Here is a 26,138-nt window from a genome sequence, read left to right on the forward strand (position 1 = left end):
GTGACGTAGGCGGGGTGCCGGAAATCGCGGGATTGGCGCGGTCCACCGGGTTTGCGGGCATGCAACAAATCTGCGAATGCAGATGCTTGTTTGAGGAAAGCGCTTACCCGTAGCGTGGGCTACGTCGCTCGGTCTCCTGCTCGAGACCGAGAAGTGCAGATGGGGGCGGCCGGCATGCCGCCCCCATCTTCTTCCGGGGACGGGGTGGATGGCCGAGCTGCTCGCACTGGTCGACCGGGGCAAGCCCTACCCCTTGGCGGTGGCGGGCCCGGCCGACCTGCGCTGCGAACGAGCGGGCTCCGTCGACGCCCGGATCGTGGTGACCGACCCGGCGTACAGCCTGTACTGCCTGGACCACGACAACCGCCGGGCGTTGTTCGTCAGGACCGACACCGAACCCGCCCACGCGCCGTTCTACTTCCTCGCCCAGTACGAGCACGCCACCGGTGCCGTCGCGCTGTCCTACGACGAGCTGCACGCGCTGGAGACGCCGGAGCCGCGCGGGGTGTTCCTCCACTCCACCGGCCGCTGCGGCTCTACCCTGGTCGCCGCCGCGCTGGCAGGGCCGGGCGGCATGGTGGGGGTGTCCGAACCGGACGCGCTCACCCAGCTCGTCACCCTCTCCCCCCGGCTGGCCGAGCGCGAGCTGCGCGAGCTGGCCCGCAGCTGCGTGCGGGTGCTGTCGCGGGGACGCCCCGTGGTGATCAAGCCCCGCAGCTTCGTCATCGAGCTCGCCGCGCTGCTGCACGAGGAGTGCCCCGCGTTCGCCGCCGTCTTCCTCTACCGCGACCCGCTGGCGTGGGCCCGCTCCACCGCGCGGGCGTTCGCCGGATACGACCCGGCGCTGGTCACCGACCCGGCGGCGGTGCAGGACCGGCTCGGCACCCTGATCCCGCTGGTCGCCCGGTGGCGCGCCCGGACGGGACGGCTGCTGTCGCCCGAGGAGGTGATGGCCTGCCAGTGGGTGTCGCAGCTGGAACGTGCGCTGGCCCTGCGCCACCGCGGCGTGGACCTGTTCACCGCGACGTACGAGGACCTGCAGGCTGATCCGCACACGGTGCTGACGGCGCTGTTCGCGCACTGCGGCCTGCCCGCCCCGGACGGGCTGGACGCGATCCTGGCCGAGGACGCGCAGGCCGGGACGGCACTGTCCCGCGCCGCCACGTCCGCCCGCGACGCGGGGTCCGGTGACGGGGCGCTGTTCGACGAGGCCGCGCTGACCAGAGCAGTGGCCGGGCTGTGGGCGGAGGCGCTGCGGTGAGGGCACGGGAGCTGATCGGCCGTGGCACGCGACTGTGCGGCCACATGATCCGGTCCGAGCCCCGGCTGTTCGCCGTCTCGCTGGGCGGGGCGTGCCTGGTGGTGGGCCTGTCCATCGGCAGCGCGTTCGTCATCGGCGCCGTCGTGGCCGATGTGGTGGCGCCGATGCTCGACCGCGGCCGGGTCGACGCCGGGCTGCTGGCCGTGGCCGCCGCCGCGCTGCTGGGGGTGAGCGCGCTGAAGGTGCTGGGCATCTTCAGCCGCCGGCTGGGCGCGGTGCACCTGCAGCAGAGCCTGCAGGCGCGGCAGCGCAAGCAGATCGTGCGCAAGTACCTCAGCCTGCCGCCGGCCTGGCACCGGGACAACCCGACCGGTGCGCTGCTGTCCAACGCGTCGTCGGACGTGGACGCCGCCGCGTCGCCGGCGGGCAGCCTCGCGTACGCCATCGCTACGGTGTTCCTGCTGGCCGGGGCGCTCACCGCGCTGTTCGCCGTCGACTGGACGCTCGGCCTGGTCGGGGTGGTCGTCTTCCCGGGGCTGGTCACGGTGTTCGCCGCGTACTCGCGCCTGGTGGCCCCGCGCCACCGGCGCAGCCAGGCGATCCGCGCCCAGGTCACCGCGCTGGCGCACGAGAGCTTCGACGGCGCGCTGACGGTCAAGGTGATGGGCCGTGAGGAGCACCAGACGGCAAGGTTCGCCGCGCAGGTCGGCGAGCTGCGCGGCACCCTGGTGTCGATCGGCCGGGCCCGCGCCTGGCACGACCCGGTCATCGACGCGCTACCCCAGCTCGGCACGGTCGCGGTGCTCATCGTGGGCGCCTGGCGGTGCGAGCAGGGCGCGCTCGGGCTGAGCGAGCTGACCACGGCGGCGTTCCTGTTCGCGCTGCTGGACATGCCGATCCGGGCCATCGGCTGGCTGCTCGGGGCGCTGCCCCGGGCGGTGGCGGGGGCCGAGCGGGTGGACCGGGTGCTCGTCGCGCCGGACGCGCCGCCGTACGGCTCCGCCGAGGTGAGCGGGCCGGCCGAGCTGCGGTTCGCCCGGGTGGGTGTGCGAAGCCTGGACGACGTGTCGTTCCGGGTGGCGCCCGGCCGGGTGGTCGCGGTGGTCGGCCAGACCGGCGCCGGTAAGTCGAGCGTGGCGGCCGTCGCCGCGCGGCTGCTGCCGCCCGAGTCCGGGGCGGTGCTGCTCGGCGGCGTGGACGTCCGCGAGCTGAGCGCCGCCGCGTACGCGCGCGCGGTGGCCTACCTGCCGCAGGTGCCGTTCCTGTTCCAGGACAGCGTGCGGGCCAACGTGACGCTGGACCGGCCCGGCCTCGACGACGACGCGGTGTGGCAGGCGCTGGCCGTGGCGCAGGCCGACGGCTTCGTACGGGCGCTGCCGGACGGGCTGGACACCACGGTCGGCGAGCGGGGCGCGGCGCTGTCCGGCGGACAGCGGCAGCGGCTCGCGCTGGCCCGCGCGCTGGCCGGGCGGCCCCGGCTGCTCGTGCTCGACGACGCCACCAGCGCCGTCGACCCGGTGGTGGAGGCGGACATCCTGGCCGGGCTGCGGGCCGCGCACGGCCCGGCGATGCTCGTGGTCGCCACCCGCCGGCCCGCGATCGCGCTGGCCGACGAGGTCGTCTACCTGGAGGGCGGCCGGGTCGCGGCGACCGGCACGCATCAGGAGCTGATGGCGGGCGAGCCGGGCTACCGGGAACTGCTGGCGGCGTACGACCGGAGGGTGGCGGCGTGACGGACGGCTCCATGTGGGACACGCTGCGCCGGGCCCTGCGGCTGTCGCCCGAGCTGCGCCGCGGCCTGGCGGTCACGCTGCTGCTGGCGGTGGGCATGACGGCGGGCCGGGCGGCGGTGCCGGTGGCGGTGCAGCGGGCGATCGACGACGGCCTGCGCGGTCCGGGCGGCCCGGACTTCGGCGTGGTCGCCGCGATCGGCGCGGCGGGGCTGGGCGTGCTCGCCGTGTCGATGCTGTGCGGGTACGCGATGATGCTGCGCCTGTTCGACGTGAGCGAGACGGCGCTGGCGGCGGTCCGGGTGAAGGTGTTCCGGCACATCCACGAGCTGTCGGTGCACCACGTCGCGGCGCAGCGGCGCGGCGCGCTGGTTGCCCGGGCGACCTCCGACGTGGACCAGGTCACCTCGTTCCTGCAGTGGAACGGCGTGGTGCTGTTCATCTGCGCCGGGCAGACGCTGGTCACCGGGGCGGTGATGTTCTTCTACTCGTGGCCGCTGGCGCTGGTGGTGCTCGCCGTGTTCGCCCCGGTCGGGTGGGTGGTGCGGGCCTGCATGCGCAACCTCGCCGCGGCGTACGGGACGGTGCGCGAGCGCTCGGCGGAGATGCTCGCGATGGTGTCGGAGAGCGTCACCGGCGCTGACGTGATCCGCTCCTACGACGTCGCCGACCGCGCCGTGGGGCGCCTGGACCGGGCGGTGGACGCGCACCGGCACGCCTCGCAGCGCGCCTCCCGGCTGACCGTCACCGCGTACTCGGTCGGCGAGCTGGCCACCGGGGTCGCGCTGGCCGCCACGGCCGTGCTCGGGGTGGTGCTCGGCGTGGCGGGACGGCTGACGGTCGGCGAGATCGCGGCGTTCCTGTTCCTGGTGGCCCAGTTCGCGCTGCCCGCGCAGGTGGCCGGGGAGATGCTCAACGGGCTGCAGAACGCGGTCGCCGGGTGGCGGCGGGTGCTGGACGTGCTCGACCTCCCGCCGGACGTCACCGAGCACGCCGAGGCGGTCGAGCTGCCGCCGGGCCCGGTGCCGGTGTCGCTGCGGGGCGTGGGGTTCACCTACCCGGGCGGGGCCGAGCCGGTGCTGCGTGAGGTGGATCTCGACATCGCGGCGGGCAGCCGGGTCGCGGTGGTGGGCCGGACCGGGGCCGGCAAGACCACGCTGGCCAAGCTCGTCGCCCGGCTGGCCGACCCGTCGTCCGGCCGGATCCTGCTGGCGGGGGTGCCCGTGGACCGGGTACGCCTGAGCAGCCTGCGCGAGCGGGTGATCCTGGTGCCGCAGGAGGGTTTCCTGTTCCGGGGGACGCTGGCCGACAACATCCGGTTCGGGCGCCCGCTCGACTACGACGACGTGGCAGACGTCCTGCGCGAGCTGGGACTGCTCGACTGGGCGGCTCGCCTGCCGGAGGGGCTGGACACGGTCGTCGGCGAGCGTGGCGAGAGCCTGAGCGTGGGCGAGCGGCAGTTCGTGGCGCTGGCCCGCGCCCACGCGGCCGGCGCGGACCTGCTGATCCTGGACGAGGCGACCAGCGCCGTCGACCCGGCGGCCGAGGTGCGGCTGCGCACCGCGATGGCGCAGGTGGCGCACGGGCGGACCACGATCACCGTCGCGCACCGGCTGGCCACGGCCCGCGAGGCCGACGAGGTGATCGTCATCGACGGGGGCCGGGCGGTGCAGCGCGGCCACCACGACGAACTCGTCGCGGTGGCCGGTTCGGCGTACGCGAAGCTGCACGAGGCCTGGCTCGCCGGGGAGCGGGCGCTGGCCTGAGCTGCGGCTAGCGGGGGTCGCCGCAGGCGATCTTCGCGCCGGGCCGATCGCCCTCGGGCAGCTGCAGCACGGTCACCTGGTCCACCCCGGGCAGCTTCCACAGCGGCGCGAGCTGCTCGCAGTCGAACCAGACGGCCGTGACGACGGCCCGCCAGGACTCGGGCATGTTCGACGCGTCGCCGGTGAGGAGGTCGGGGCGGTCCTTGAGCATCCCCTTGAACTTCGCCCACGCCTGCTCGCGGCTCTCGTAGCCGAGCTCCTCCGGTTCAAGCGCCGCCAGCGCGCGACCCACCGCCTCCCTCTGCTCGGCGGACGGGTCGCGCTTGAGGTAGACCGCCACGTCGAACCGGCCGGCCGGGGCGAACCGCCCCGTGAACACGATCGCCCCGGTGGCCACCAGGGCCCCGGCGAGCACGCCCGCCAGCGCGGCGAACACCACGAGACGTCCTCGCCGGGCAGGCGGGTGCTCGGTGCCCGGCGCGGCGGCCACCTCGCCGGGCTCGGCGGCCGTCACCTCGCCGGGCACGGGGGTGGGCACGGGCTCGGGCACGTCAGGCAGGGATTCATTACTCGGCTCGGACACGAGGAACAGTTCTACCATCATGATCCGCTTCGTGGGGGGCGGCCGGTTCGCCCGTCAGCGCAGGCAGTCCTCGATGACGTCGGCGGCCCGCGCCGCGCCGCCCGCGGTGGCGACCGCGCGGCGCAGGTGGTCCACGCCGTCGCCGATCGCCGGGTCCTTGACCATCAGCTCGACGGTGTCCTTCAGCCCGCCGGGATCGGTCAGGCCGGCCGGCAGCCGTACGCCGAGGCTCAGCTCCTCCACCCGCAGCGCGTTGGCCTCCTGCTCCAGGGTCTGCGGCGCGGCGAGCACCGGCACGCCGTGGCTCATCGCCTCCATGATCCCGCCCATGCCCGCGTGGCAGATCAGCGCGGTGGCGTGGGCGAGCACGTCCAGCTGCGGCACGAAGCGGTGCAGCTCGACGTTGCGCGGCAGGCGGCCGAGCGCGGTCAGGTCGATCCGCTCCCCGACGGCGAGCACCACGTGCCAGTCGCTGCCCGCGAACGCGTCGGCGCAGTAGCGGTAGAAGTCGGGCCGGGCGTTGTAGATCGTGCCGAGGGTGACCAGGATGACGTCCCGGTCGCGGGGCGGCTGCCAGCGCAGCGGCGTACGCCGCAGGCACGGCCCGACGAACCGGTAGCCGGGGCCGAACCGCTCCCCGGCGTACTGGAACGCGCGGGGGTAGAACGCGAGCTGCGCCTCGGGCTGCGGGGTGAGGAACTCCTCCGGGGCCAGGGCCGGGCAGTGCGTGCCGAGGAACCGCTCCAGCTTGGCGAGGTAGGTGTGCAGGACCGGGTCGGCGGGGTCGAACGCGTCCAGCGCCTGCCCCATCGACCAGTGCTCGTTGGAGACGAGCATCGGCCACAGCTGCACCGACGGCAGCTCCATCCGGGCGGCCAGGACCCGCCCGGCGAACGCCATCCGGTCGAACACGACCAGGTCCGGCGGGTCGTTCCGGTAGACGGGCGCGAGCTGCTCGTACGCGGCCTCGGCCTCTTCCAGGAAGCTGAGCAGGCTGTGGCTGATGTAACCGGCGCGGTCGGGCGCCCGTACGGTCGGGTCGCTGTCCGGCGGGCGCAGCGACCGGTACGCGTGCACGGCCGCCCCCGCCTCGGCCAGCGCCGCGCGGCGGCTCTCGGAGGTGCCGTAGGTGACCCGGTGCCCGCGGCGCGTCAGCTCCTGCACCACGGCCAGGGTGGGGAACACGTGCCCGATCGCGGGGATGTTGACGAACGCGATGTGCCTACCCACGGAGTGCCCCCAGCTCGGAGAGGCGGTCCCCCGGCCGGGCGACCGCGGCGGACAGGATCTGCTCGTAGCGTTCGGCCAGCTCCGCGACGGTGTCCGGCCGGAACAGCGCGGTGTCGTAGCGGATCCCGGCGCGCAGTCCCGCCTCGTCCAGCCGCCAGATGTCGAACACCAGGTCGTGCAGCACCTTGGCGTGCCCGTGCGGGAAGCCTTCGATCTCCAGCGGGCCCAGGTGCGAGGCGAGCACCGGGTTGTCGTTGCGCATGCTGAACACGACGTCGAACAGCTGGGTGCGGCCGGGGTCGCGGGGCACGCCCAGCGTCGAGATGATCTTCCCGAGCGGTACGGACTGCCGCTGGAGTCCCCCGATGACGCCGGTCCGGGTGCGCCGGAGCAGGTCGGTGAAGGTCGGGTCGCCGGACAGGTCGGCGCGCAGCGCGAGGGTGTTCGCGAACAGCCCCACCACCGGCTCGAACTCGGCCCGCACCCGCCCGGCGACCGGGGTGCCGACGCAGAAGCCGTCCTGGCCGCTGCGCTCGTGCAGCAGCACCTGCAACGCCGCGAGCAGCACCATGAACGGGGTGCACCGGGCCCTGCGGGACAGCTCGATCACCTGCGTGGCCAGGTCCGGGCCCATCTGGTGGATGTGCTCGGCGCTGTGCGCGGACTTCTCGGCCGGGCGGGGCGAGTCGGTGGGCAGCTCCAGCGAGGTGGCGCCGGCCAGCCGCTCGCACCAGTACGCCAGGTCGGCGGCCTGGTCCTGGGCCGCCTGCCACTGCGCGAAGTCGCCGTACTGCAGCGTCAGCTCCGGCAGGTCGGGTTTGGTGCCGTCGAGGGCGGCGAGGTAGGCGGCGCGGATCTCGCGGCCGACGATGCGCAGCGACGCGCCGTCGGCCAGCAGGTGGTGCATGGTGAAGCAGAAGACGTGGTGGTCGTCGTCCAGCCGCAGCAGGCACGAGCCGACCAGCGGGTCGGCGGTGAGGTCCAGCAACCGGTGGGTACGCGCGCGCAGCAGCTCCCCGGCCCGCGCGTCCCGCTCGTCGCCGGGCAGCTCCCGCAGGTCCACCAGCTCGGTGTCCATGCCGGCCGGCGGCATGACGACCTGCACCGGCTCGCCGTCGCGGAGCACGAAGCCGGTGCGCAGGCTCTCGTGCCGGTCCACGACGGCGTCCACCGCCGCCCGCCAGGCGGCCACGTCCAGCGGGCCGCGCAGCCGCCAGTTGAGCACCAGGATCGGCGACGCGTCGCCGGGGTACGCCGTGCACAGGTACCAGAAGCGCTGTTGCAGCGCCGACAGCGGCAGATGCCTCACAGCCGTTCCTCCACCATCCGGGTGATCGCGTCGAGGGTGTCCGCGCCGGGCCCGTCACCGAGGTCCACCTCGACGCCGAACTCCAGGTCGATGGCGTCGATGAGCCGCAGCGCGCCGAGCGAGTCCAGGCCCAGCGCCCGCAGCGAGCCCCCGGCCAGCGCCTGCTCGGCGGTGACCGTGCCCGTGGTGGCGTCGTGCACCAGCGCGGCTAGGCGGCCGCTCAGCTCCGCGCTCACGGCTGCTCCCGCAGGTACTGCGCGATCTCGGCGATGGTGGGCGTGTCGAAGAAGACGTCCAGCGGCACGTCGCGGCCGAGCTGCTGGGTGATCCGCACACTGATCCGGGTGATGGTCAGCGAGTGACCGCCCAGGTCGAACAGGTCCTCGTCGTCGCCGACGTCCTCGACGGACAGCACCTCCTGCCAGATCGCCCGCAGCGTCTCGACCAGCTCGTCGTCACCGGAGGCGCGCGTGTCGCGGACCGGCGCGGCGGTGCGGGACAGGACCGGCTCGGGCAGCGCGGCGCGGTCGAGCTTGCCGCTCGGGGTGAGCGGCAACCGGTCCAGGACCGTCCAGGAGGTCGGCACGGTGGCGGCGGGCAGCCGCTGGCCAAGGTGGCGGCGCAGCTCGGCGGCGTCGGGGGCGGTGTCCCGGGGCACCAGGTATCCGGCCAGCTCGCCGCCGCGCAGGGTCACGGCCGCCTGGGCCACGCCGGGGTGCTCGCGCAGGTGGGCCTCGATCTCCTCCAGCTCGACCCGGTGCCCGCGTATCTTGACCTGGCCGTCGTCGCGGCCGCCGTAGACGAGCCGCCCGTCCGCCGACCACCGGCACCGGTCCCCGGTGCGGTAGAGGCGGCCGGGTCCGAACGGGTCGGGCACGAAGCGCTCGGCGGTGAGATCCGGGCGGCGCAGATAGCCGTCGGCCACGCCGTCGCCGCCGATGCACAGCTCGCCCCAGACCCCGGCGGGCAGCGGCCGCCCGGCGGGATCCAGCACGTAGGTGCGGGTGTTGGCGATCGGGCGGCCGATGGTGACCGTGTCCGGCTGGTCGGGGATCTCGTCGGCGGTGGACCAGATGGTGGTCTCGGTCGGGCCGTACACGTTGATCAGCCGGGCCGTCCGGGCGCGCAGCCGCCGGGCCAGGTCCGGCGGCAGCGCCTCGCCACCGGCCAGCGCCGTGACCGCCGGGCCGTCGAAGCCCGCCTCCAGCAGCACCTGCCAGCCGGACGGGGTCGCCTGCACATGGGTCACGCCCTCGCGCTCGATCAGCGCGGCGACGGCGCGGCCCTCCAGCGCGCTCAGATCGCTGGCGATCACCAGGCGACCGCCGGTGACCAGCGGCAGGAACAACTCCAAACCGGAGATGTCGAACGACAGCGGGGTCAGCCCGAGCCACCGGTCCCCCGGCCGGCTGCCGACCGCCTCGGCCATGCCGAGCAGCAGGTTGGCCAGCGCGGAGTGCGGCACCACGACACCCTTCGGCCGCCCGGTGGTGCCTGAGGTGTACATGACGTACGCCGTCCCGGCCGGGACCGCGCCGCCGGGACGCGCCTGCGGGACGGCGTCCAGGCCCTCGAGGATCAGCGCCGGGTCGGCGTCGGCGAGGATCAGCTCCTGCCGGGCCTGCGGGTAGGACGGGTCGACGGGCACGTACGCCGCGCCCGCGCGCAGCACCGCGAGCATCGCGACCAGCGCCTGCCAGCCGCGCGGCAGCCGGACCGCGACCAGCGCGCCCTCCCCCGGCAGCCGCGCGGCGAGCGCGGTGACGGCGCGGTCGAGTTCGGCGTAGCTCAGGCGCACGTCGCCGTCGACGACCGCCGTCTCGTCCGGGTGCAGCCCGGTCTGCGTGGCCAGCAGCCGGACCAGGCTCTCGCGCCGGGGGCGGGCGGTGTCGTTCCAGCGGTGCAGCACGGTGTCGGCCTCGGCGGCGGGCATGATCGGCAGCGTCGCGACGTCGGCGTCCGGGTCGGCCGCGACGGCGGTCAGGACCGTGCGCAGGTGCTCGCCGATCCGCCGCGCCGCGGCCACGGGCAGCCGGGCCGGGTCGTGCTGGAGGCTCGCGATGAGCCCGTCCGGGCCATCGACGAACTGCAGGTGCAGCGCGTTGCGGGCACTGCCGCCGAACAGCGCCCACTGCACCTCGGCGGCCAGGCCGGGGAACTCCGGCGCCGGGCCGCGCCGCCGGTAGCCCACCGACACCGCGGTCAGCGAAGGCGCGGCCCGCAGTCCGCCGCTGACCTGCGCCAGCGGCACGGCCCGATGCCGGTACAGGTCACGCAGGCGCGACCGCAGCGCCGTGGCGTAGTCCCGGAACCGCCCGGCGGCCGGTGCGACGGTGACGGGCAGCTCGTTGACGTGCAGGCCGATGTGGCGCGCGGTGTGCTCGGTGCGGGTGGACAGCCCGATCGCGACGGGCAGGCCGGTGTTGCCGTAGCGGGCCAGCAGCACGTGGATCGCGGCGAGCAGCACCTCGAACCGGGTGAAGCCCGCGACGTCCACGGTTGGCAGCTCGACCTCCATGGCATGTCCGGGCTCCGCCGCGATGGGGACACCGGTCAGGTCGGGCAGCACCACCTCGCCGCCGGGGCTGACGGCCTGGTCGGTCCAGTAGGCGCGCGCGGCGGCGACGGCCTGCTCGCCGGGCGCGCCGTCCGTGGCAGCGGGGAGCGGGGCGAGTTCGGTCCCGGCGTACGCGGCGGCTAGGTCGGCCAGCAGCAGGTCCTTGGACATGCCGTCGAAGACCAGGTGGTGGGCGGTGAACAGGAGCAGGTGCCGGGTGGGCGTCTCGCGCAGCAGCAGGAACCGGGCCAGCGGCCCGCGCGCCAGGTCGTACGGGCGGGCGATCTCCTCGCGCACCCGCTGCTCGCTGTACGCCGCGTCGGTCAGCGTGACCTTCTCCGCGGCGGGGACCAGCTCCGGCAGGTCACCGGCGAGCGTCACCGCACTCGACAGCATCGGATGCCGGGCGACGACCGCCGCGCACGCCTCCCCCAGCGCGTGCCGGTCGAGGTCGCCGTCGAGCCGGACTCCGAGCGCCATGTGGTACGCGGTGCCCGCGACCTGTGCCTGCTCGGTGAACCACACGCCGTGCATGATCGGATTCACGCGTCACCTCCGGTGCCGGCGGGGAACAGCGCCACCAGCTGTCGTTTGAGGACCTTGCCCGCGTCGTTGCGCGGGAGTTCGTCGAGCACGAGCAGGTCGCCGGGCAGCTGGTGGTCGGCGAGCCGGGCGGCGAGGAAGGCCCGGACGGCGGGCAGGTCGAGCCGGGCCGCGTCCGGGCGGGGCACGACCACGGCGGCCAGCCGGGTGCCCAGCACCGCGTGCGGCACGCCGAGCACGGCCGCGGCGGCGACGCCAGGGTGCTCGTGCAGCGCGTTCTCGACCTCCAGCGTGGAGATCTTGTAGGCGCCGGATTTGACCACGTCGCCGTCCCGGTCGGACAGGTAGAGGAAGCCCTCGTCGAGGCGGCCCAGGTCGCCCATGCGCACCCAGCCGTCCTGGAAGGTGTCCCGGGTGGCGCGCTCGTCGCCGAGGTAGCGGCGGGCGAACGGCGAGCGCAGCCATACGTGCCCGGTCTCGCCGTCGGGCAGAGGGCTGCCGTCGGCGCCGGTGATGCGTACCGCGCCACCGGTGACGCGGCCGACGGCGTCCGGCCGCCGGGGGTCGAAGATGGTGGTGGTGTGCGCGGGCGCGGCCTCGGTGGACGTGTAGTGGTTGACGATCGCGGCGTTGGGGAAGGCGCGGGCCAGCCGCAACGCGACAGCGGGCGGCAGCGGCGCGGCGGTCGAGCCGACCAGGTGTACGCCGCCCAGGTCGACGCCGTCCAGCGCGCCGGAGTCGAGCAGCTCGATGGCCGTCGCGGGGACCAGGAACACGGTGCCCGCCTCGGGCAGCCGCGCGGCGAATCGGCGCGGGGTGAAGCGGGGCAGGGTCAGCGCGGCGGGCCGGGCGGTGAGCGCGTTGACGAGCATCGTCTGCGCGGCGTTGGTGCCGATCGGAAAGGCGTGCAGGAACCGCCGGGAGTGGGCCAGCGGCATCCGGTTCGGGTGAGTGGGCGCGCCCGAGGTGAGGTTGGCGTGGGTCGCGGCGACCGCCTTGGGCACGCCGGACGTGCCGGAGGTGAACAGGATCTGGGCGGCGTCGGCCGGGCGGGACAGGTCCACGCCGTCGGGCGTCCCGGCCGCGACCAGCGCGTCGACGTCGTCGCGGCCGTTGACGACCAGCTGCGCGCCGCACGCGTCCAGCAGCTGCGCCAGCCGGGCCGGGGGCAGCTGGTCGGGCAGCGGCACGGCGATCCCGCCGGCCAGCTGCACGCCGCAGTACGCGACGGCGAAGGCGGTCCAGTCGCGGCCCGCGAACGCCAGCCCGACGGCGGTGCCCGGCGTGACGCCCCGGTCGCGCAGCGCCGCGGCAAGGGCGGCGGAGCCGTCGGCCCACTGCGCGAAGGTGAGCGTGTCGACGCCCGCGACCTCGATGGCGATCTGGTCCGGGTGCCGGGCACGCCGCGCGGCCAGCAGGCCGGGCACGGTGCACGGTCGCGGGGGGTGCTCGCCGATCCCGGGCATGGGAGAACGTCTCCTAACACGACGGAGAAGCGGGGATCGGCATCTCGCCCGCACATCGACACGAGTCTGCATCCGGGCCGCCGGGCGGGGCATCGTCCGAACGGAGGAAAGCGCTTTCCATCGGCCCCGGCCTACGCTGTCGTGATGTCCATCCACGGTCATCACATCGATGCCGCTCCGGCGGACCTCGCCCGGCGGTGGCGGGCGACGCAGGTGAGCACGCCGTTCGCCGGGCCGCCCGACCCCGGCGCGCCGCTCACCTGGGGCCAGCGGGCACTGTGGATCGCCATCCGCCGGCACGGCGCCGCGCAGGCCATGTTCAGCCTCCGCCGGGTCGTCGCCGCACCCCGCCGCACCCCGCTCGGCGTGCCCGCGGCGCTGCGCGCCGTCGGCGCCCTCGTCACCCGGCACGGCTCGCTGCGCACCCGCGTCCGCGCCGTGGACGGCGAGCTGCGCCAGGTCGTCGCCGCGTCAGGCGAGCACCCGGTGCTGATCGTGCCGATCGGCGACGCCCCGGCCGACGACGGCGCGGCGCTGGCGCAGCAGCTCGCCGCCGACCTCGCCGCGACCCCGTTCGACCACGCCGAGGAGTGGCCCCAGCGTTTCGCGCTGCTGGTCGCGGGCGAGCGGGTATGCCAGGTGGCCGTCGTGCTCAGCCACACCACCGTCGACTTCCGCGCAGCCGAGCTGGTCCTGCGCGACCTGCGCCTGCTGCTGGTACGCGGCGGCGTGCCCGCCCCCGCCCCGCCCCAGTCGGCCGACATCGCCCGCCTCGAACAGAGCGAGCGGCACCGGCGGCGCTGCGAGCGCGCCGTACGCCACTGGATCGACAGCACGCGGCGGCTGCCCGCCGAGACGCTGCCGGCCGTCGGGCCGGCGCTGGTCCCGCGCTTCCGCCGGTGCGTGCTCACCTCGTCGGCGGCAGGCGCCGCGGCCCGGCTGATCGCCCGCCGCGAGCAGGTGTCCAGCTCCACCGTGCTGCTCGCTGCGGTCGCCGGGGTGATCACCGCCTGGTCGGGCGAGCCGGTCTGCGGCGTGTACACGATGGTCAACAACAGGTCGGCCGACGACTACCGCGAGGCGATCTCGAAGCTCAACCAGCTCGGCCTGCTCGTGATCGACCTCGGCGACCGGCCGTCGTTCGCCGCGGCGCTGCCCCGGGTGTGGCACGCGGCCGTCGAGGCGTACCGGCACGCGTACTACGACCCGGAGGAGATGGCGCGGGCGCACGAGGCGGCCGGGCTGCCCTACGCCACCGGCGTCAACCGGCACTGCTACTTCAACGACATCCGCCTCGCGCCGGAGTCCGAGACGGCAGGCGACGCCGTGGACCCGGCGGACCTGCGCGCGGCCATGGCCCGCACGACCTTCGCCCCGGCCGAGGAGCTGGACACCTTCACCTGGCTGATGCGGGTCGAGGTGATCGACGCGCCGGGCGCGCTCGGCCTGGCCGTCACCGGCGACACCGCCCACCTGCCCCCAGCCGTTGCCGAGCGCTTCCTGCGCGCCCTGGAACGGCTGCTGGTCGACGCGGCCCTCGGCGACCTGCCGTGGCCCTGGAGCGCACCGGCGGACGCCACCGGCTGACCGCCCCCACCGAATCCCCGGCCCGGGTCGTCCTACCTGACGGGTTCGCGTGGGGGGCAGCCACTGCCGAGCACGCTCTCTATTGTGGACCGTTGTCGTCGACCAAGGGGAGGACCTATGAGCGGAGTGGGACCGGCCGCGACGAGCCCGGGCGCCAAGGGCGCCAACGGAGGCGGCTGCCTGTCCGGCGTGCCGCTGCTGCTCTGCATCGGCGGAGCGGTCTTCGGCGTGCTGATGATCCTGTGCACGGGCGGCAAGCTCGCCGCCGACCAGTCGGGGCCGGGGGTGTGGGTGATCATCGTGAGCATCAGCCTCGGCACCCTGATCGTCGGCTGGGTGATGCGCGGCAGTCAGGCCGCCGGGAAGACCGGCGCCGGGGTCGCGGCGCTGCTGCTGCTCGCCCTGTCGGTCGGGGTGACGCTGGCGGCGGTCACCGGCCTGCTGGTCCGCTGGCAGGCGCCCGCCTCGTACCACGCGCGGGTCGGCACGCTGGTGACCGCACAGCTGCCCAACGGCTGCGCGGCGGACGTACCCACCAAGATCGGGCGCGGCACCCGGATCGACATCGAGTGCGAGGGCGCCCGCTGGCAGGACGGCGGGCAGGACCGGAGCGGCACGATCGTGATCGCGAGCGCGGACATGGGCAGCGGCTACAAGGCGCCCGCACAGATCGACGCGTACGTGATCGACGACCAGGGCTACAGCATCGCGGAGGCGGGCCGCCAGCCCAGCATCGGCGGCTGGGGTGCGATGCCGCTGTGGCCGCTGCTGCCCGCGCTGCTGGCGGGCGCCGGGGCCGGATACCTGCTGCGCCGCATCCGGTGGAGCGCCGACGCCCCGGCCTGACCGGGCGTCCCTGCCCGCTTCGTGACGGGTGCCGTCGCGGAGCGGGCAGGTCCCGCGGGTGAGCGCGGTCGTCCCCCAGAACGACGGCCGCGTCCGCCCCGAGACCGACGCACGTGTCCGTCGCCGGGCTGACGGCAGGAACCTGCGGCTGGGGCAGCATGGCAGGTGTCCAAAGGGGAGGTTTGATGACCAGAAGAACCGTTCATGCCGCCTTCGGCGCGGCTGTCGCCCTCGTCCTGCTGGCCGGGGCCGTGCCCGCCCAGGCCGCCACCGGCACGCTGCGCCCGCAGCTGGAGGCAATCACCGCCGCCGGGATGCCGGGCGTGTTCGCCCAGGCCGCCGACGGCCGCCGCCGGGAGTCCGCCGCCGCCGGGGTCGCCGACGTCACGACCGGCGCGCCCACCACGCCGGGCATGCGCCACCGCGTCGGCAGCATCACCAAGACCTTCACCGCGACCGTGCTGCTCCAGCTCGTCGGCGAGGGCCGGCTGCGGCTGGACGCCCCGATCGGCCGCTACCTGCCCGATCATGCGGCGGCCGGGGTCACCGTGCGGATGCTGCTCAACCACACCAGCGGGATCGCGGACTACGACCACGTCATCTTCGCCACCGACGCGTCGCTGGAGGAGAACCGCCACCGCACCTTCGCCCCGGCCGAGCTGGCCGCGATCGGGCTGCAGCAGCCCCGCACCGGCGAGCCGGGCGCGGCGTGGGCCTACTCGAACACCAACTACGTCCTGGCCGGGATGATCCTCGAGCGGATCACCGGGCGGACCGTGGCGCACGAGATCGACAAGCGGATCATCCGCCCGCTGGACCTGCGCCACACCTACCTGCCCGGCACCGCCATCCGCATCCGCGGCCCGCACGCCGCCGCGTACATCCCTTGGTACGGCGGCGTCCTGCTCGACTTCGCGGACTACAACATGTCCTGGGCGTGGGCCGCCGGGGAGCTGGTGTCCACCACGGGCGACCTGAACACGTTCTACCGGGCGCTGCTGACCGGCCGGCTGCTTCGGCCGGCGCTGCTGGCCCAGATGCAGACCACCGTGCCGTGGGTGCCGGGCGCGCCGGAGTACGGCGGCTACGGCCTCGGCCTGTACTCGAACCTGCTGTCCTGCGGGCTGGTGTGGGGCCACGACGGGCTCGTGCTGGGCCACAGCGCCATCTCCTGGCACACCGCCGACGGCCGCCGCCAGGTCACCGTCGCGCAGAACATGACCCACTACGTCGCCCCGGGGCAGCCCGACCCGATCACCGACGCCACGATCGCGATGCTGAACACGCAGCTGTGCGGCGAGCAGCCCGCCACCGCCCGGGCCGCGGTCCGCCCGCACCTGGCCGACCAGGCGATACTCCGCTGACCCCCGGTGTCCGGGCGGCCGCGTCGGCCGCCCGGACACACGTCTGTGTGATCAGGCGCAGGGAGCCGGGTATGGGAGCGCCATGACTTCCACCCTCGTTCCCGCCGACGTGCCCGCTCCAGGGCTGCCCGGCCCCCCGCAGAACCCGTCCGGCGACGACGCCACCCGCCTTCGCATCGCCATGGTGGCGCCGCCGTATTTCGACATCCCGCCGGCGGGATACGGCGGCATCGAGGCGGTCCTGGCCGATCTGAGCAACGCGCTGGTCGCGGCAGGTCACCGGGTCACCCTGGTCGCCGCGGGCCGCGACGGCACCCGCGCCGACTTCCGCCCGGTGCTGCCCGCCGCCGTCCCGGAGCGGCTCGGCGAGCCCGGCCCGGAGATCATCTACGCGGCGCAGGCGCGGCGCGTGGTCGAGCAGCTGGCCGCCGAGGACGCGATCGACCTGGTACACGACCACACGTTCGCCGGTCCGCTCAACGCCCCGGCGTACGCGAAGCTCGGGCTGCCCACCGTGGCCACCGTGCACGGCCCGGTGAACTCCGAGCTGCGCGACTACTACCGGGCCCTGGGCGCGGACCTGCCGCTCATCGCGATCAGCAACCGGCAGCGCGCGCTGGCCCCGGAGCTGCACTGGATCGACACCGTGCACAACGGCCTCGACCCGGCCGACTGGCCGTTCCAGCTGATGAAGGGCGACTACGCGCTGTTCCTGGGCAGGTTCAGCCCGGACAAGGGCGCGCACACCGCGGTCACCGCCGCGCACGAGGCGGGGCTGCCGATCATCCTCGCCGGCAAGTGCAACGAGCCGCCCGAGCGCCGCTACTTCGCCGAGCAGGTGGAGCCGCTGCTCGGCCCCCGGGACCGCATGTTCGGCCCCGCCGACGCGACGGCCAAGCGCGAGCTGCTCGCCAACGCCCGCTGCCTGCTGTTCCCGGTGCAGTGGGAGGAGCCGTTCGGCATGGTGATGATCGAGTCGATGGTGTGCGGCACGCCGGTGGTGGCGCTGCGCGCCGGTGCGGTGCCGGAGGTGCTGGAAGACCGGGTCACGGGTCTCATCTGCGACGACCCGGGCGAGCTGCCGCAGGCCCTGGCCGACGTCCGGGAGCTCGACCCCGCCGACTGCCGCGCCCACGTGGTGCGCAACTTCAGCGCCAAGCACATGGCGCTGGGGTACGCGCGGGCGTACCGCCGTGCGCTGACCTCGTTCGAGACGCCGCTCTACATCACCACCCCCTGAGCAGAGCTCCCACCATGCTCCTGTACCGGCATGGTGGGAGCTTGCTCCGGTAAGGGAGCCGGTCAGCGGCCGGAGCGACCGCGGTTGGAGCTGAGCCTGGAGCTGAGCTTGGCGCCGAGCTTGTGCTTGGGCTTGGGCTTGGCGCTGGCTTTGGGGCTGGGCTTGGCGCTCGGCTCGGGTGCGTCGCGGCGGCTTTCGAGGCGGCGCTGCTCGCGCTGGGCCTCGGCGTAGGTCTCGCGCTCGCGGGTCAGCCACTCCGGCGGGTCGGCGGCCAGCGCGGCGATCTCCTCGCTGGTGAGCGCCTCGGTGACGCCCGCGCGGGCCAGGCCGCTGTTGGACACGCGCAGCCGCGCGGCCACCACGGAACGCGGGTGTGGGCCGTTGCGGCGCAGGTCGGTGAGCCACTGGGGCGGGTTCTGCTGGAGCTCGTCGAGCTCCTCGCGGGACACCATGCCCTCCTGGAACTCCCGAGGTGTGGCCGGCAGGTACACGTCCAGCTTCTGCGCCGCCGTGGCGGGCTTCATCACCTGGGGCTTCTTAGGCTTGCTCACCGCGTCAGGATAGCGGCCGCCCGATGGGCCGGACATTTCACCCGGGCCGCGGGGTGCCTCCGGTCACCCGCCCCGAGATCGGCGGCCGGTACGCTGGGGCCGTGCCTGCCGAGAATGACCTGCCCAACGTGTTCCGTCTGGTGGTCGTGCCCGGCGTCACCCCCGACAAGTGGGCCCGCGTCTGGTCGGAACGGCTGCCGGACGTCTCGCTGGAGCTGGTGCCCGCCACCGCCGCCGACGCCGCCGCGCTGCTGCGCGAGCAGGCCGACGCCGGGCTGGTCCGGCTGCCGGTGGACCCGGAGGCCTGCCACGCCATCCCGCTCTACACCGAGACCACCGTCGTCGTGGTGCACCGCGAGCACCTGCTCGCCGCCGCGGACGAGGTCACCGTCGCCGAGCTGGCCGACGAGACCGTGGTGTGGCCGCTGGACGACGTGCTCGGCTGGCCCGGCACCCCGGCGGCGCCCGCTCCCGTGGCCGAGTACCGCCCCGAGACCACGGCCGAGGCGGTCGAGCTGGTCGCGGCGAGCGTCGGCGTGCTGCTCGTGCCGCAGTCCCTGGCCCGCGCCCACCACCGCCGCGACCTCACCTACCGCGTGGTCACCGACGCCCCCACCGCCTCGATCGGGCTGGCGTGGGACCGCGACCGGCACACCGACCTGGTCGAGGAGATGATCGGCATCGTCCGCGGCCGGACCGCGAACAGCACCCGGGGTCGCGGCCCCGCCCCGGCGGACAAACCGGCGGCCGCGAAGGCTCCCGTCAAAGCCGCCGGCCGCGCCACGCCCGGCCGGGACGGTGGACGCCGCGGCGCCGCCGCCCCGCGCACCCCGGCCAAGAAGCGGCGCGGCCGCTGACCACGGCTCAGCCCCGGCCCACGCCGGTGAGCAGGTAGTCGTCGGTCTCGGTGTCCCAGCGCAGGTCCACCGCCCCGGCCGTCGCCGCGGCCTTGCAGAACTGCAGGAAGCTCCGGTAGCCGAGCTTCTTCTCGCTGAAGTCCGGCTGCACCCGGCGCAGCTGGTTCTTCAGCCCCGACAGCGCCACCGGGCCGGCGTTGCGGTCCAGGTCGGCCACGACCGAGCGGAGCAGGCCGAACGCGGTCTCCCGCTCGCCGTGCTCGGGCAGCGTCACCTCGGGGTCGCCCTTGGCGGGCCCCTCCCCCAGCTCGACGACGTTGCGCTCGGCGAGGTGGCGCAGCAGCTCACCGAACGTCCGGAAGCCGAAGTCGCCCTCGTTGAAGGTCGGGTCCTTGCGCAGCAGGGTGCGCTTGAGCGTGGACGCGCTCACCGTGCCGCCGGAGCTGCCCTGCAGGCCCGCGACGGTCTGCGCGACCAGCACCGCGAGGGCGTCCGCGTCGCGGCCCGGCCCTTCCGGAGCGGCCACCGGTTCGAGATCCTGCTCCAGCGGCGGCGGTGCGGTCTCCGGCTGGCGGGCCGCGGCCGTGGGGGTACGCCCACCGCGGCTGCGCGCTGGACGGATCTCCACGCCTTCGAGCCGGTCGTAGTAGAGGAACTCGTCGCACGCGGGCGGCAGCAGAGCCGAGGTGGAGTGTTCCACGCCGACGCCGATGACCCGCTTGTTCAGCTCGCGGAGCTTGTGGACCAGCGGAGTGAAGTCGCTGTCGCCGGTGCCGAACACGAACGTGGAGATGTAGTCGCGCTCGAAGGCCAGCTGCAGGGCGTCGACGGCCATCTTGATGTCGGCGGCGTTCTTGCGCGAGGCGCCCATCTTCTGCGGAATGTCGATCAGCTCCACATGCGACCTGGTCAGCAGGCGCCGGTCCTCGTCGAAGTACGACCAGTCGGCGTAGGCGCGGCGCACCACGACCCGCCCGCGCTCGGCGAGCGCGTCGGTGATCGGCCTGAGGTCGAAGGTCATGCCGCCGAGATGCTCCCGCGCGCCGATGGCGAGGTTCTCGTAGTCCAGGAACAGGGCGATGCGATCCTCTTGATCCACGCACCCAGCCTACCGAGGTGTGGCGGGCCGGGGTGGCACCCCCGGCCCGCCACGGCCGGTCAGTAGAGCAGGTACGGGCGGCGCTGCTGCTCGAACGCGGCCAGCTCCGCCGACCAGGCGCCGACCACGTCGGCCACGTCGGCCCCGGCGTCGATCATGGTGCGCAGCCGGGTCGAGCCGGTGAGCTTGTCCACCCAGTACGGCCGGACCGGGTCGTAGGAGTCCGCGCGCCACGCGAACGCCGGGTACTTACGCGCCTCGACCAGCATCGCCACGGCGGTGCGGATCGGGTCGTACGCCGCCCGGTCGGTCACCTTGACCTCGACGCCCGCGCACAGCTTGTTGAGCAGCGGCGGGTGGTGCCCGGCGATCGTCGGCACGAAGTACGCCTCCCGGAACCGCACGCCCGGCAGCTCGCGGGCGTTGAGCCGGTCCGCCCAGTGGTGGTCGAAGTCGGTGGCCAGGCCGCCCACCAGCTCGAACGGGCGGGTGGTGCCCCGGCCCTCGCTGATCGAGGAGACGCCCTCGAACAGGCCCGTGCCGGGGTAGACCAGCGCGGTGTCCGGGGTGGGCATGTTGGGGCTGGGCATCACCCACGGCACGTCGGTGTCGGCGGCGAACATGTCCCGCTTCCAGTGGCGGCAGGCCACCACCTCCAGGTCCACCGCGCGCCCGGCCTCGGCGGGCAGGAACACGGCGTTGAAGTAGCGCGCCAGCTCGCCGACGGTCATGCCGTGCTGCTGGATGATCTCCTTGAGGCCTACGCCCGAGGTGAACGGCGTGGTCATCATCGGGCCGTAGGCCTTGCCGCCGATCGGGTTCGGCCGGTCGAGCACGACGTACCGCCTGCCCAGCCGCGCTGCCGCGCACATCGAGACGTACATGGTCCAGATGTAGGTGTAGAAGCGGACGCCGACGTCCTGGATGTCGAACACGACCGTGTCCACCCCGGCCCGGGTGATCAGCTCCTCCCACTTGGCCTGCGAGGCGCCGTACGCGTCGTACACCGTGATGCCGGTGCGGGCGTCCACGCCGGTGCCCTCGCTGCCGCCGGCCTGCGCCGAGCCGCGGAAGCCGTGCTCGGGGCCGAACGCCGCGACCAGGTTCACCCGGCCGGACTCGTGGATGAGGTCGACCAGGTGGCGGTAGTCGGCGTCCACGCCGGTCGGGTTCGACACGACGCCGACCCGCTGCCCGGCGAGCAGCGCGTAGTCACCGGCGACCAGCCGGTCCAGTCCGGTCTGGACGCGGTGGGGCTTGGGCGCGGCGCCGGCGGGCAGCGCCAGCCCCGTCGCCCCGAGCGCGCCCGCCGCGGCGGCTCCGGTGAGCAGATTCCTGCGTTCCAAGGGGTCCTCCTACCAGGTGATGCGGTGACCGATGGGGTAGAGCGCGGTGCCGGGGCCGCCGGCGGTGACGATGGTGACCGGCAGGCGCCCCTGCGGGGACAGCTCGCCGTGCAGCGCCCGGACCAGGGTGTCCATCGCGGCCGGGGTGTAGGTGTACGCCGCCAGGTAGGTGCTCGCGCCCGGCAGGTACGCGATGTCGTACGGGTCGCGCACCGCGACGACGACCACTGGGCGGCCGGTGGCCAGCAGCGCCGCTACCAGCCGCTGCTGGCTGGCGCGCGGATCGCCGACGGCGGTGTCCCAGGCCTTGTTGACCAGCACCACGGTGAGGTCGTGCCCGGCGGCCCGCGTGGCGGCGTTCGCGATCGCCTGGTCGGACGGCAGCGTCGCGGGCAGCGCGGTGGCGCGGGAGCCGCGGTCGGCGAATCCCTTCGCCAGATTGCCGATCGGGTTGAAGGCGGCGTTGTTCCAGCCGGTGACCAGCACGGACCGGTCCGTCCCGGACAGCGGCAGCAGCCCGGCGTCGTTGCGTACTGCCGTCAGCGTCTGGTCGGTGACCTGGGCGACCGCGGCCAGATGCGGGGCGGAGCCGACCAGCGCGACAGCCGCGTCGGCATCGACCGACTGCGGGCGGGCCAGGCCCTGGCGGTACTTGAGCGCCAGGATGCGGCGCACCGACTCGTCGATGCGGCGTTCGGTCAGTTCGCCGTCGCGCACGGCCTGGAGCACCGAGCGGTAGGCCAGGTCGAGGTCCGGCGGCATGAGCAGCTGGTCCGCCCCGGCCTTCAGCGCGAGCACGGGCACGCGGGCGTCGCCGTACTTGGTCCGTACGCCGGCCATGTTGAGCGCGTCGGTGACGACGACGCCCTGGTAGCCGAGCTGCCCGCGCAGCACGCCGTCGAGGATGACCGGCGACAGGGTCGCGGGGTCGCCGGACGGGTCCAGCGCGGGCACCACGATGTGCGCGGTCATGATCGAGTCCACGCCCGCGGCGATGGCGGCCCGGAAGGCCGGGGCGTCGATCTGCTCCCACTGCTCCCGGGTGTGGTGGATGACGGGCAGGCCGGTGTGGCTGTCGGTCGCGGTGTCGCCGTGGCCGGGGAAGTGCTTGGCCACGGCGGTGACCCCGGCGTCCTGCTCGAACCCGGCGACCTGCGCTGCGGTGAGTTCGGCGACCAGCGCCGGGTCCGCGCCGAAGGAGCGCACCCCGATCACCGGGTTGGCCGGGTTGACGTTGACGTCGGCGATCGGGGCGTAGGGCTGCCGGATGCCGACGGCCGCCAGCTCACGGCCGGTGATCTCGGCGGCCAGCCGGGCGGCGGCGTCCGAGCGCGACGCGCCCAGCGCCATCGCGCCCGGGAACTGCGCGGACGGGGTGGGCATCCGCTGGACCACGCCCTGTTCCTGGTCGGTGGAGATGAGCAGCGGCACCTCGCCCTTGGCTCCCGTGCCCACGGCGGCGGTCTGCAGGCCGTTGGACAGGGTCGCGATCTGCCGCACGTTGTCGAGGTTGTGCGACCAGGCGAAGTAGACGACGCCGCCGAGGTGGTAGCGGTCGACGACCTCGGCCGGGGTCTCCACCCCGAACGCCGCCCGGTTGGCCGTGCGGTCGGCGGCGGCCGGGTTCACCGCGTCGTTGCCGTAGACGTAGGTGACGAACAGCTGGCCGACCTTCTGTTCCAGGCTCATGTGCCGCAGCGTCGAGGTCACCCAGCCGTGCTCGGCGTTCGGCGGGCGGGCCGGTTCGGCGTACCCGGCGCTGGGGAGCAGGACCGCCACGGCCGCGACGGCGGCGACTAATTTCCTCATCGTTGAAAGTTAGCTACGACTCAAGGCAAGGTCAAGAAGCTAACTTTCAGTAGCCGGACACGAGAAGGCCGTCTGGATCGGAGTCGCTGAAGGCCGGATCAGCCGGTGCGGCGCGCCAGCCAGAGATCGGTGGTCAGCTTCTGCTCGACCACGCCGCCGTGCGCGTCGACCAGGTCGGCCAGGGCCCCGTGCAGGCGCACGCGCTGCGGCTCGGGCAGCATCCGATGTGGGGAGAACGTCGTCAGCAGGGTCAGGTAGCGGGCGGTGGGATACGGCACCACCGTGACCACCTGCTGCAGCTCGACGTCGGTGAACCACGGTGACCCGCGCAGTTCCTCAGGGCGGAACGCGCCGGGATGGCGGTTGTTGACCGGCCGTCCGGGCTGGTCGGCGATCTCCGGCGCGTGCTCCTGATAGACCGCGTTCATCGCGGAGCGCAGATCCTCGTCGGCGAAGCCGAAGTCGTGCCCGAACACGGCGAGCACCCCGCCCGCAGCGAGCGCGTCGGCGGCCAGCCGGGTGCGCCGGGTGTGGTCGACCCAGTGCCACGCCTGCGCGCTGGCCAGCAGGTCCACGCCGCCGGCCGGGGGCGTCCAGTCCTCGAACCGGCCCACCGTCACCGACACCAGCGGGTCGCCGCCGAAGCGGCGGGACAGCACGGCGGCCATCGCCGGGTCCGGCTCGACGCAGGTCAGCGGTGCGTCGAGGGTACGCAGCAGCGCCGTGCCCTTGCCCGTGCCGGCACCCGACTCGGCCACCGTCCGCGGTGCCCGGCCCGCGTACCCGACGATCAGGTCCAGGATCTCGGCCGGGTAACCCGGCCGCACGTCGTCGTAGTCCTCCGCGACCTCACCGAACACCCGCTGCTGCTCCCGTGGCACAGTCACACGGGAACCCTACCGGCCCGGATGCGTCGGGCCGCCCGCCGCGCTATCGTCCCGAGGGTCGGTGGCGCCGTGACATCCGGTGACGCCCGAAGATGCGCACCGGCCCGTCCTGGTGCTGTCCGTTCGTCTGCTCGCGAGCCTGGTACATGGCGGTGTCCGCGCGGGCGATGAGGTCTTCGACCGTGCCGGGCGTCTGATGGTCGAAGACGGTCGCCCCCACCGTGACGGCGAGCCGCTGCTCCTGCGGAACCGACTCGTTGTGCCGGGCGACCTGCTCCCGCAGCCGTTCCGCCCACAGGTCGGCGTCGGCCAGCGTGCCCGCCTCGGTCAACAGCACGCAGAACTCGTCGCCGCCGATCCGGCCCAGCACGTCCCGGCGGCGGGTGTTGGCGCGCAGCAGCCGGGCGGTGGCGCGCAGCGCCTCGTCGCCGACGCGGTGGCCGTGCGTGTCGTTGATCCGTTTGAGGCCGTCGAGGTCGATGAAGAGCAGCACCCCGGCCCGGTGCGCCTGCCGCGCGGACGCGATCTCGGTACGGGCGGCCAGCAGGAAGCCGCGCCGGTTGTTGACACCGGTCAGCTCGTCGATGACCGAGAGCTGCCGCAGTTCCTCGGCCATCTCCCGCTCGTCGGTGATGTCGGCGAACGCGGTGAGCACGTACTGCACCTGCTCGCCGTCGCGGATCGGGGTGGCGACCACCCGCAGGTGGCGGCGCTGCGCGTCGCGATCGACCGCTATGTCGTCGACGCTCGCGACGTGCCCCTGCCGGGCCTTGTTGATGGGGAAGCGCTCCGGCGGGAACGGCTCCCCCGTGCCGGTGGCATAGAGGTTGGGCAGCTGGTCGAGCGACGTGTACCGGCCGGGGTCGTAACCCAGGATCCGGCGGGCCACGCCGTTGACGTACACCGGCTCGCCGGTGTCGGCCGCGCGCACGTCGACGCCGACGGGTATGGCGTCCAGGAACCGCTGGAGCCGCCCGTGCTCGCGGCGCCCGGCGGCGACGATCTTCGCGAGCAGGTCGCTGACCCGGAGCATGAGCAGGAGGAACATGACCGCCGAGGCGCAGGACAGCACGATCGGCTCGATGCGCTGACCGTGGCGCACGGTCTGCACCACCAGCACGGGGACCGCGAGACCGCACACGGCGAGCGCCATCAGCCTGATCCGCCCGGCGCTGTGCAGCCGCTCCCGCTCCGCGGCGACGTCGCGCATGGTCGGATGCAGCGCGGCCACGCCGACGAACAGGAACGACACCAGGTAGCCGTAGAACGCCAGATCCCCGTCCGCCTCCACACCGCGGACCTGTTCCAGCCCGTAGACGGTGTCCGCGACCAGCAGCGCCGCCGCCCACCCGGCCAGCGGCACCAGTGCGCCCCGGGTGCGCCCGGCGCCGAAGAACAGCCGGGTGGCCAGCATCAGGATGATCATGTCGAGGAACGGGTAGACCCCGGCGAGCACCTGGCCGTACCTGGACAGCCGCGAAGCGTCCAGCAGTGGCGCGACGAGCAGCACGAAGTTGGCACTGGTGACCGCGACGGTCACGATGAGCGCGTCGAGCAGCGCCGACCAGTCCCCACCGGACCGTCTGGCTCGGATGAGCTGGAGCAGGGCTAGCGCGCTGAGCAGGTAGGACAGCAGGAAGATCTCGGCCGCGGGTGAGGGGAAGACGGTCTGCCGCTGGGCGGCGGCGGGCGCGACGTACCAGTACACGTTGCCCACCAGGTACGCGGCCTGACCGGCGGCGAGCAGATACCAGGCGACCGGGCGGGCCGGCCGGTGCACGGCGATGCCGACGAGGATCGCGATGAGGGCGGCGAGATTGGCGCCCGCGAAGATGACCGCCTGGACCAGCTCGTCACCCGCGGCGGCCAGGTACGCCGCGATGAGCGCCAGGACCACCCCCAGGTAGCCCAGCCACATCCTGTCGCTGATGCGCCGGCACCGATCTTTGCTGGTATCGCTCACGGCAGAGCCGGAGCCTACGTCTGTGGACATAAGGTAACGCCTCCGACCACGGCCGTCTTGCCACCAGCATGCCCTACTCACCGCGAGGGGCCAAATGTGACAAAAACGGTCACATTGCCGTTAACGGCGCGGCGGCGGCCGCCG

Annotated in this window: 20 protein-coding genes; 8 read left to right on the plus strand and 12 right to left on the minus strand. The window is 74.1% G+C overall.

Annotated features, from left to right (window positions below; all coding sequences use genetic code 11):
- Positions 1-208: 208 nt before the first annotated feature.
- From Cba03nite_RS20550 to Cba03nite_RS20560, 3 genes are read left to right on the plus strand one after another with little or no spacing between them, the layout of a single operon-like run.
- Positions 209-1,261: a sulfotransferase family protein gene (locus Cba03nite_RS20550; protein WP_203748593.1), complete on the plus strand. Its 1,053-nt coding sequence runs from the start codon at positions 209-211 to the stop codon at positions 1,259-1,261.
- Between the two features lie 44 nt (positions 1,262-1,305).
- On the plus strand, positions 1,306-2,994 hold the full coding sequence (locus tag Cba03nite_RS20555; protein ID WP_239125910.1) for an ABC transporter ATP-binding protein: 1,689 nt from the start codon (positions 1,306-1,308) through the stop codon (positions 2,992-2,994).
- Positions 2,995-3,005: 11 nt separating this feature from the next.
- Positions 3,006-4,757, plus strand: a complete 1,752-nt coding sequence (locus Cba03nite_RS20560) for an ABC transporter ATP-binding protein (protein ID WP_203748935.1) — start codon at positions 3,006-3,008, stop codon at positions 4,755-4,757.
- A gap of 7 nt (positions 4,758-4,764) precedes the next feature.
- On the opposite strand, the gene Cba03nite_RS20565 is transcribed toward Cba03nite_RS20560, so the two are convergent.
- Genes Cba03nite_RS20565 through Cba03nite_RS20590 form a run of 6 tightly spaced genes read right to left on the minus strand, consistent with a single transcriptional unit; the run spans position 4,765 to position 12,445 of the window.
- Entirely contained in the window at positions 4,765-5,361 is a 597-nt protein-coding gene (locus Cba03nite_RS20565; RefSeq protein WP_203748596.1) for a permease-like cell division protein FtsX, read from the minus strand.
- Between the two features lie 33 nt (positions 5,362-5,394).
- Positions 5,395-6,570, minus strand: coding sequence for a macrolide family glycosyltransferase (locus tag Cba03nite_RS20570; protein WP_203748598.1), 1,176 nt, complete (start codon positions 6,568-6,570; stop codon positions 5,395-5,397).
- Entirely contained in the window at positions 6,563-7,879 is a 1,317-nt protein-coding gene (locus Cba03nite_RS20575) for a condensation domain-containing protein (protein ID WP_203748601.1), read from the minus strand. Before Cba03nite_RS20575 ends, Cba03nite_RS20570 begins: the two co-directional genes overlap by 8 nt.
- Positions 7,876-8,115, minus strand: coding sequence for an acyl carrier protein (locus Cba03nite_RS20580; RefSeq protein WP_203748604.1), 240 nt, complete (start codon positions 8,113-8,115; stop codon positions 7,876-7,878). The genes Cba03nite_RS20575 and Cba03nite_RS20580 overlap by 4 nt, the downstream gene beginning before the upstream one ends.
- On the minus strand, positions 8,112-10,982 hold the full coding sequence (locus tag Cba03nite_RS20585) for a non-ribosomal peptide synthetase (RefSeq protein WP_203748607.1): 2,871 nt from the start codon (positions 10,980-10,982) through the stop codon (positions 8,112-8,114). Before Cba03nite_RS20585 ends, Cba03nite_RS20580 begins: the two co-directional genes overlap by 4 nt.
- Entirely contained in the window at positions 10,979-12,445 is a 1,467-nt protein-coding gene (locus tag Cba03nite_RS20590) for a class I adenylate-forming enzyme family protein (protein ID WP_239125911.1), read from the minus strand. The genes Cba03nite_RS20585 and Cba03nite_RS20590 overlap by 4 nt, the downstream gene beginning before the upstream one ends.
- A gap of 144 nt (positions 12,446-12,589) precedes the next feature.
- On the opposite strand from Cba03nite_RS20590, the gene Cba03nite_RS20595 reads away from it, so the two are divergent.
- The 4 genes from Cba03nite_RS20595 (at position 12,590) to Cba03nite_RS20610 (ending at position 17,482) form a co-directional block, all read left to right on the plus strand.
- Positions 12,590-14,032, plus strand: a complete 1,443-nt coding sequence (locus Cba03nite_RS20595) for a condensation domain-containing protein (RefSeq protein WP_203748610.1) — start codon at positions 12,590-12,592, stop codon at positions 14,030-14,032.
- Between the two features lie 117 nt (positions 14,033-14,149).
- A complete protein-coding gene (locus Cba03nite_RS20600; RefSeq protein ID WP_203748613.1) occupies positions 14,150-14,878 on the plus strand; it encodes a hypothetical protein in 729 nt (242 codons plus the stop codon).
- A 185-nt stretch (positions 14,879-15,063) separates the two neighbouring features.
- On the plus strand, positions 15,064-16,242 hold the full coding sequence (locus Cba03nite_RS20605; protein WP_203748616.1) for a serine hydrolase domain-containing protein: 1,179 nt from the start codon (positions 15,064-15,066) through the stop codon (positions 16,240-16,242).
- Positions 16,243-16,324: 82 nt separating this feature from the next.
- Positions 16,325-17,482 (plus strand): glycosyltransferase family 4 protein, encoded by a 1,158-nt coding sequence (locus Cba03nite_RS20610; protein ID WP_239125912.1) that lies wholly within the window; start codon positions 16,325-16,327, stop codon positions 17,480-17,482.
- Between the two features lie 62 nt (positions 17,483-17,544).
- On the opposite strand, the gene Cba03nite_RS20615 is transcribed toward Cba03nite_RS20610, so the two are convergent.
- The gene (locus tag Cba03nite_RS20615; RefSeq protein ID WP_239125913.1) at positions 17,545-18,033 is read right to left on the minus strand and encodes a DUF5997 family protein; all 489 of its coding nucleotides are present in this window, start codon (positions 18,031-18,033) and stop codon (positions 17,545-17,547) included.
- Between the two features lie 101 nt (positions 18,034-18,134).
- On the opposite strand from Cba03nite_RS20615, the gene Cba03nite_RS20620 reads away from it, so the two are divergent.
- On the plus strand, positions 18,135-18,890 hold the full coding sequence (locus Cba03nite_RS20620; protein ID WP_239125914.1) for a LysR family substrate-binding domain-containing protein: 756 nt from the start codon (positions 18,135-18,137) through the stop codon (positions 18,888-18,890).
- Positions 18,891-18,897: 7 nt separating this feature from the next.
- Here the strand turns inward: Cba03nite_RS20620 and Cba03nite_RS20625 are convergent, their stop codons facing one another.
- From Cba03nite_RS20625 to Cba03nite_RS20645, 5 genes are all read right to left on the minus strand, one after another.
- The gene (locus Cba03nite_RS20625; RefSeq protein WP_203748622.1) at positions 18,898-19,989 is read right to left on the minus strand and encodes a PIN domain-containing protein; all 1,092 of its coding nucleotides are present in this window, start codon (positions 19,987-19,989) and stop codon (positions 18,898-18,900) included.
- A gap of 59 nt (positions 19,990-20,048) precedes the next feature.
- Complete coding sequence (locus Cba03nite_RS20630) at positions 20,049-21,335, minus strand: exo-beta-N-acetylmuramidase NamZ family protein (protein ID WP_203748625.1); 1,287 nt, start codon at positions 21,333-21,335, stop codon at positions 20,049-20,051.
- A gap of 9 nt (positions 21,336-21,344) precedes the next feature.
- Positions 21,345-23,144, minus strand: a complete 1,800-nt coding sequence (locus Cba03nite_RS20635) for a glycoside hydrolase family 3 protein (RefSeq protein WP_203748628.1) — start codon at positions 23,142-23,144, stop codon at positions 21,345-21,347.
- Between the two features lie 98 nt (positions 23,145-23,242).
- Positions 23,243-24,031 (minus strand): class I SAM-dependent methyltransferase, encoded by a 789-nt coding sequence (locus Cba03nite_RS20640; RefSeq protein ID WP_203748631.1) that lies wholly within the window; start codon positions 24,029-24,031, stop codon positions 23,243-23,245.
- 43 nt (positions 24,032-24,074) lie between these two features.
- Positions 24,075-25,949, minus strand: coding sequence for a GGDEF domain-containing protein (locus Cba03nite_RS20645; protein ID WP_203748645.1), 1,875 nt, complete (start codon positions 25,947-25,949; stop codon positions 24,075-24,077).
- Between the last annotated feature and the right edge of the window lie 189 nt (positions 25,950-26,138).

Origin of the sequence: Catellatospora bangladeshensis, assembly GCF_016862575.1 — a bacterium.
GTDB classification, from domain to species: domain Bacteria; phylum Actinomycetota; class Actinomycetes; order Mycobacteriales; family Micromonosporaceae; genus Catellatospora; species Catellatospora bangladeshensis.

Excerpts from the sequence above, each read along its gene's own strand:
- Cba03nite_RS20600 (WP_203748613.1), top strand. The coding sequence starts at position 14,150 with ATGAGCGGAGTGGGACCGGCCGCGACGAGCCCGGGCGCCAAGGGCGCC.
- Cba03nite_RS20645 (WP_203748645.1), bottom strand. The coding sequence starts at position 25,949 with ATGTGGCTGGGCTACCTGGGGGTGGTCCTGGCGCTCATCGCGGCGTAC.
- Cba03nite_RS20635 (WP_203748628.1), bottom strand. The coding sequence starts at position 23,144 with ATGAGGAAATTAGTCGCCGCCGTCGCGGCCGTGGCGGTCCTGCTCCCC.
- Cba03nite_RS20595 (WP_203748610.1), top strand. The coding sequence starts at position 12,590 with ATGTCCATCCACGGTCATCACATCGATGCCGCTCCGGCGGACCTCGCC.
- Cba03nite_RS20605 (WP_203748616.1), top strand. The coding sequence starts at position 15,064 with ATGACCAGAAGAACCGTTCATGCCGCCTTCGGCGCGGCTGTCGCCCTC.
- Cba03nite_RS20590 (WP_239125911.1), bottom strand. The coding sequence starts at position 12,445 with ATGCCCGGGATCGGCGAGCACCCCCCGCGACCGTGCACCGTGCCCGGC.
- Cba03nite_RS20560 (WP_203748935.1), top strand. The coding sequence starts at position 3,006 with ATGTGGGACACGCTGCGCCGGGCCCTGCGGCTGTCGCCCGAGCTGCGC.
- Cba03nite_RS20565 (WP_203748596.1), bottom strand. The coding sequence starts at position 5,361 with ATGATGGTAGAACTGTTCCTCGTGTCCGAGCCGAGTAATGAATCCCTG.
- Cba03nite_RS20555 (WP_239125910.1), top strand. The coding sequence starts at position 1,306 with ATGATCCGGTCCGAGCCCCGGCTGTTCGCCGTCTCGCTGGGCGGGGCG.
- Cba03nite_RS20610 (WP_239125912.1), top strand. The coding sequence starts at position 16,325 with ATGACTTCCACCCTCGTTCCCGCCGACGTGCCCGCTCCAGGGCTGCCC.
- Cba03nite_RS20550 (WP_203748593.1), top strand. The coding sequence starts at position 209 with ATGGCCGAGCTGCTCGCACTGGTCGACCGGGGCAAGCCCTACCCCTTG.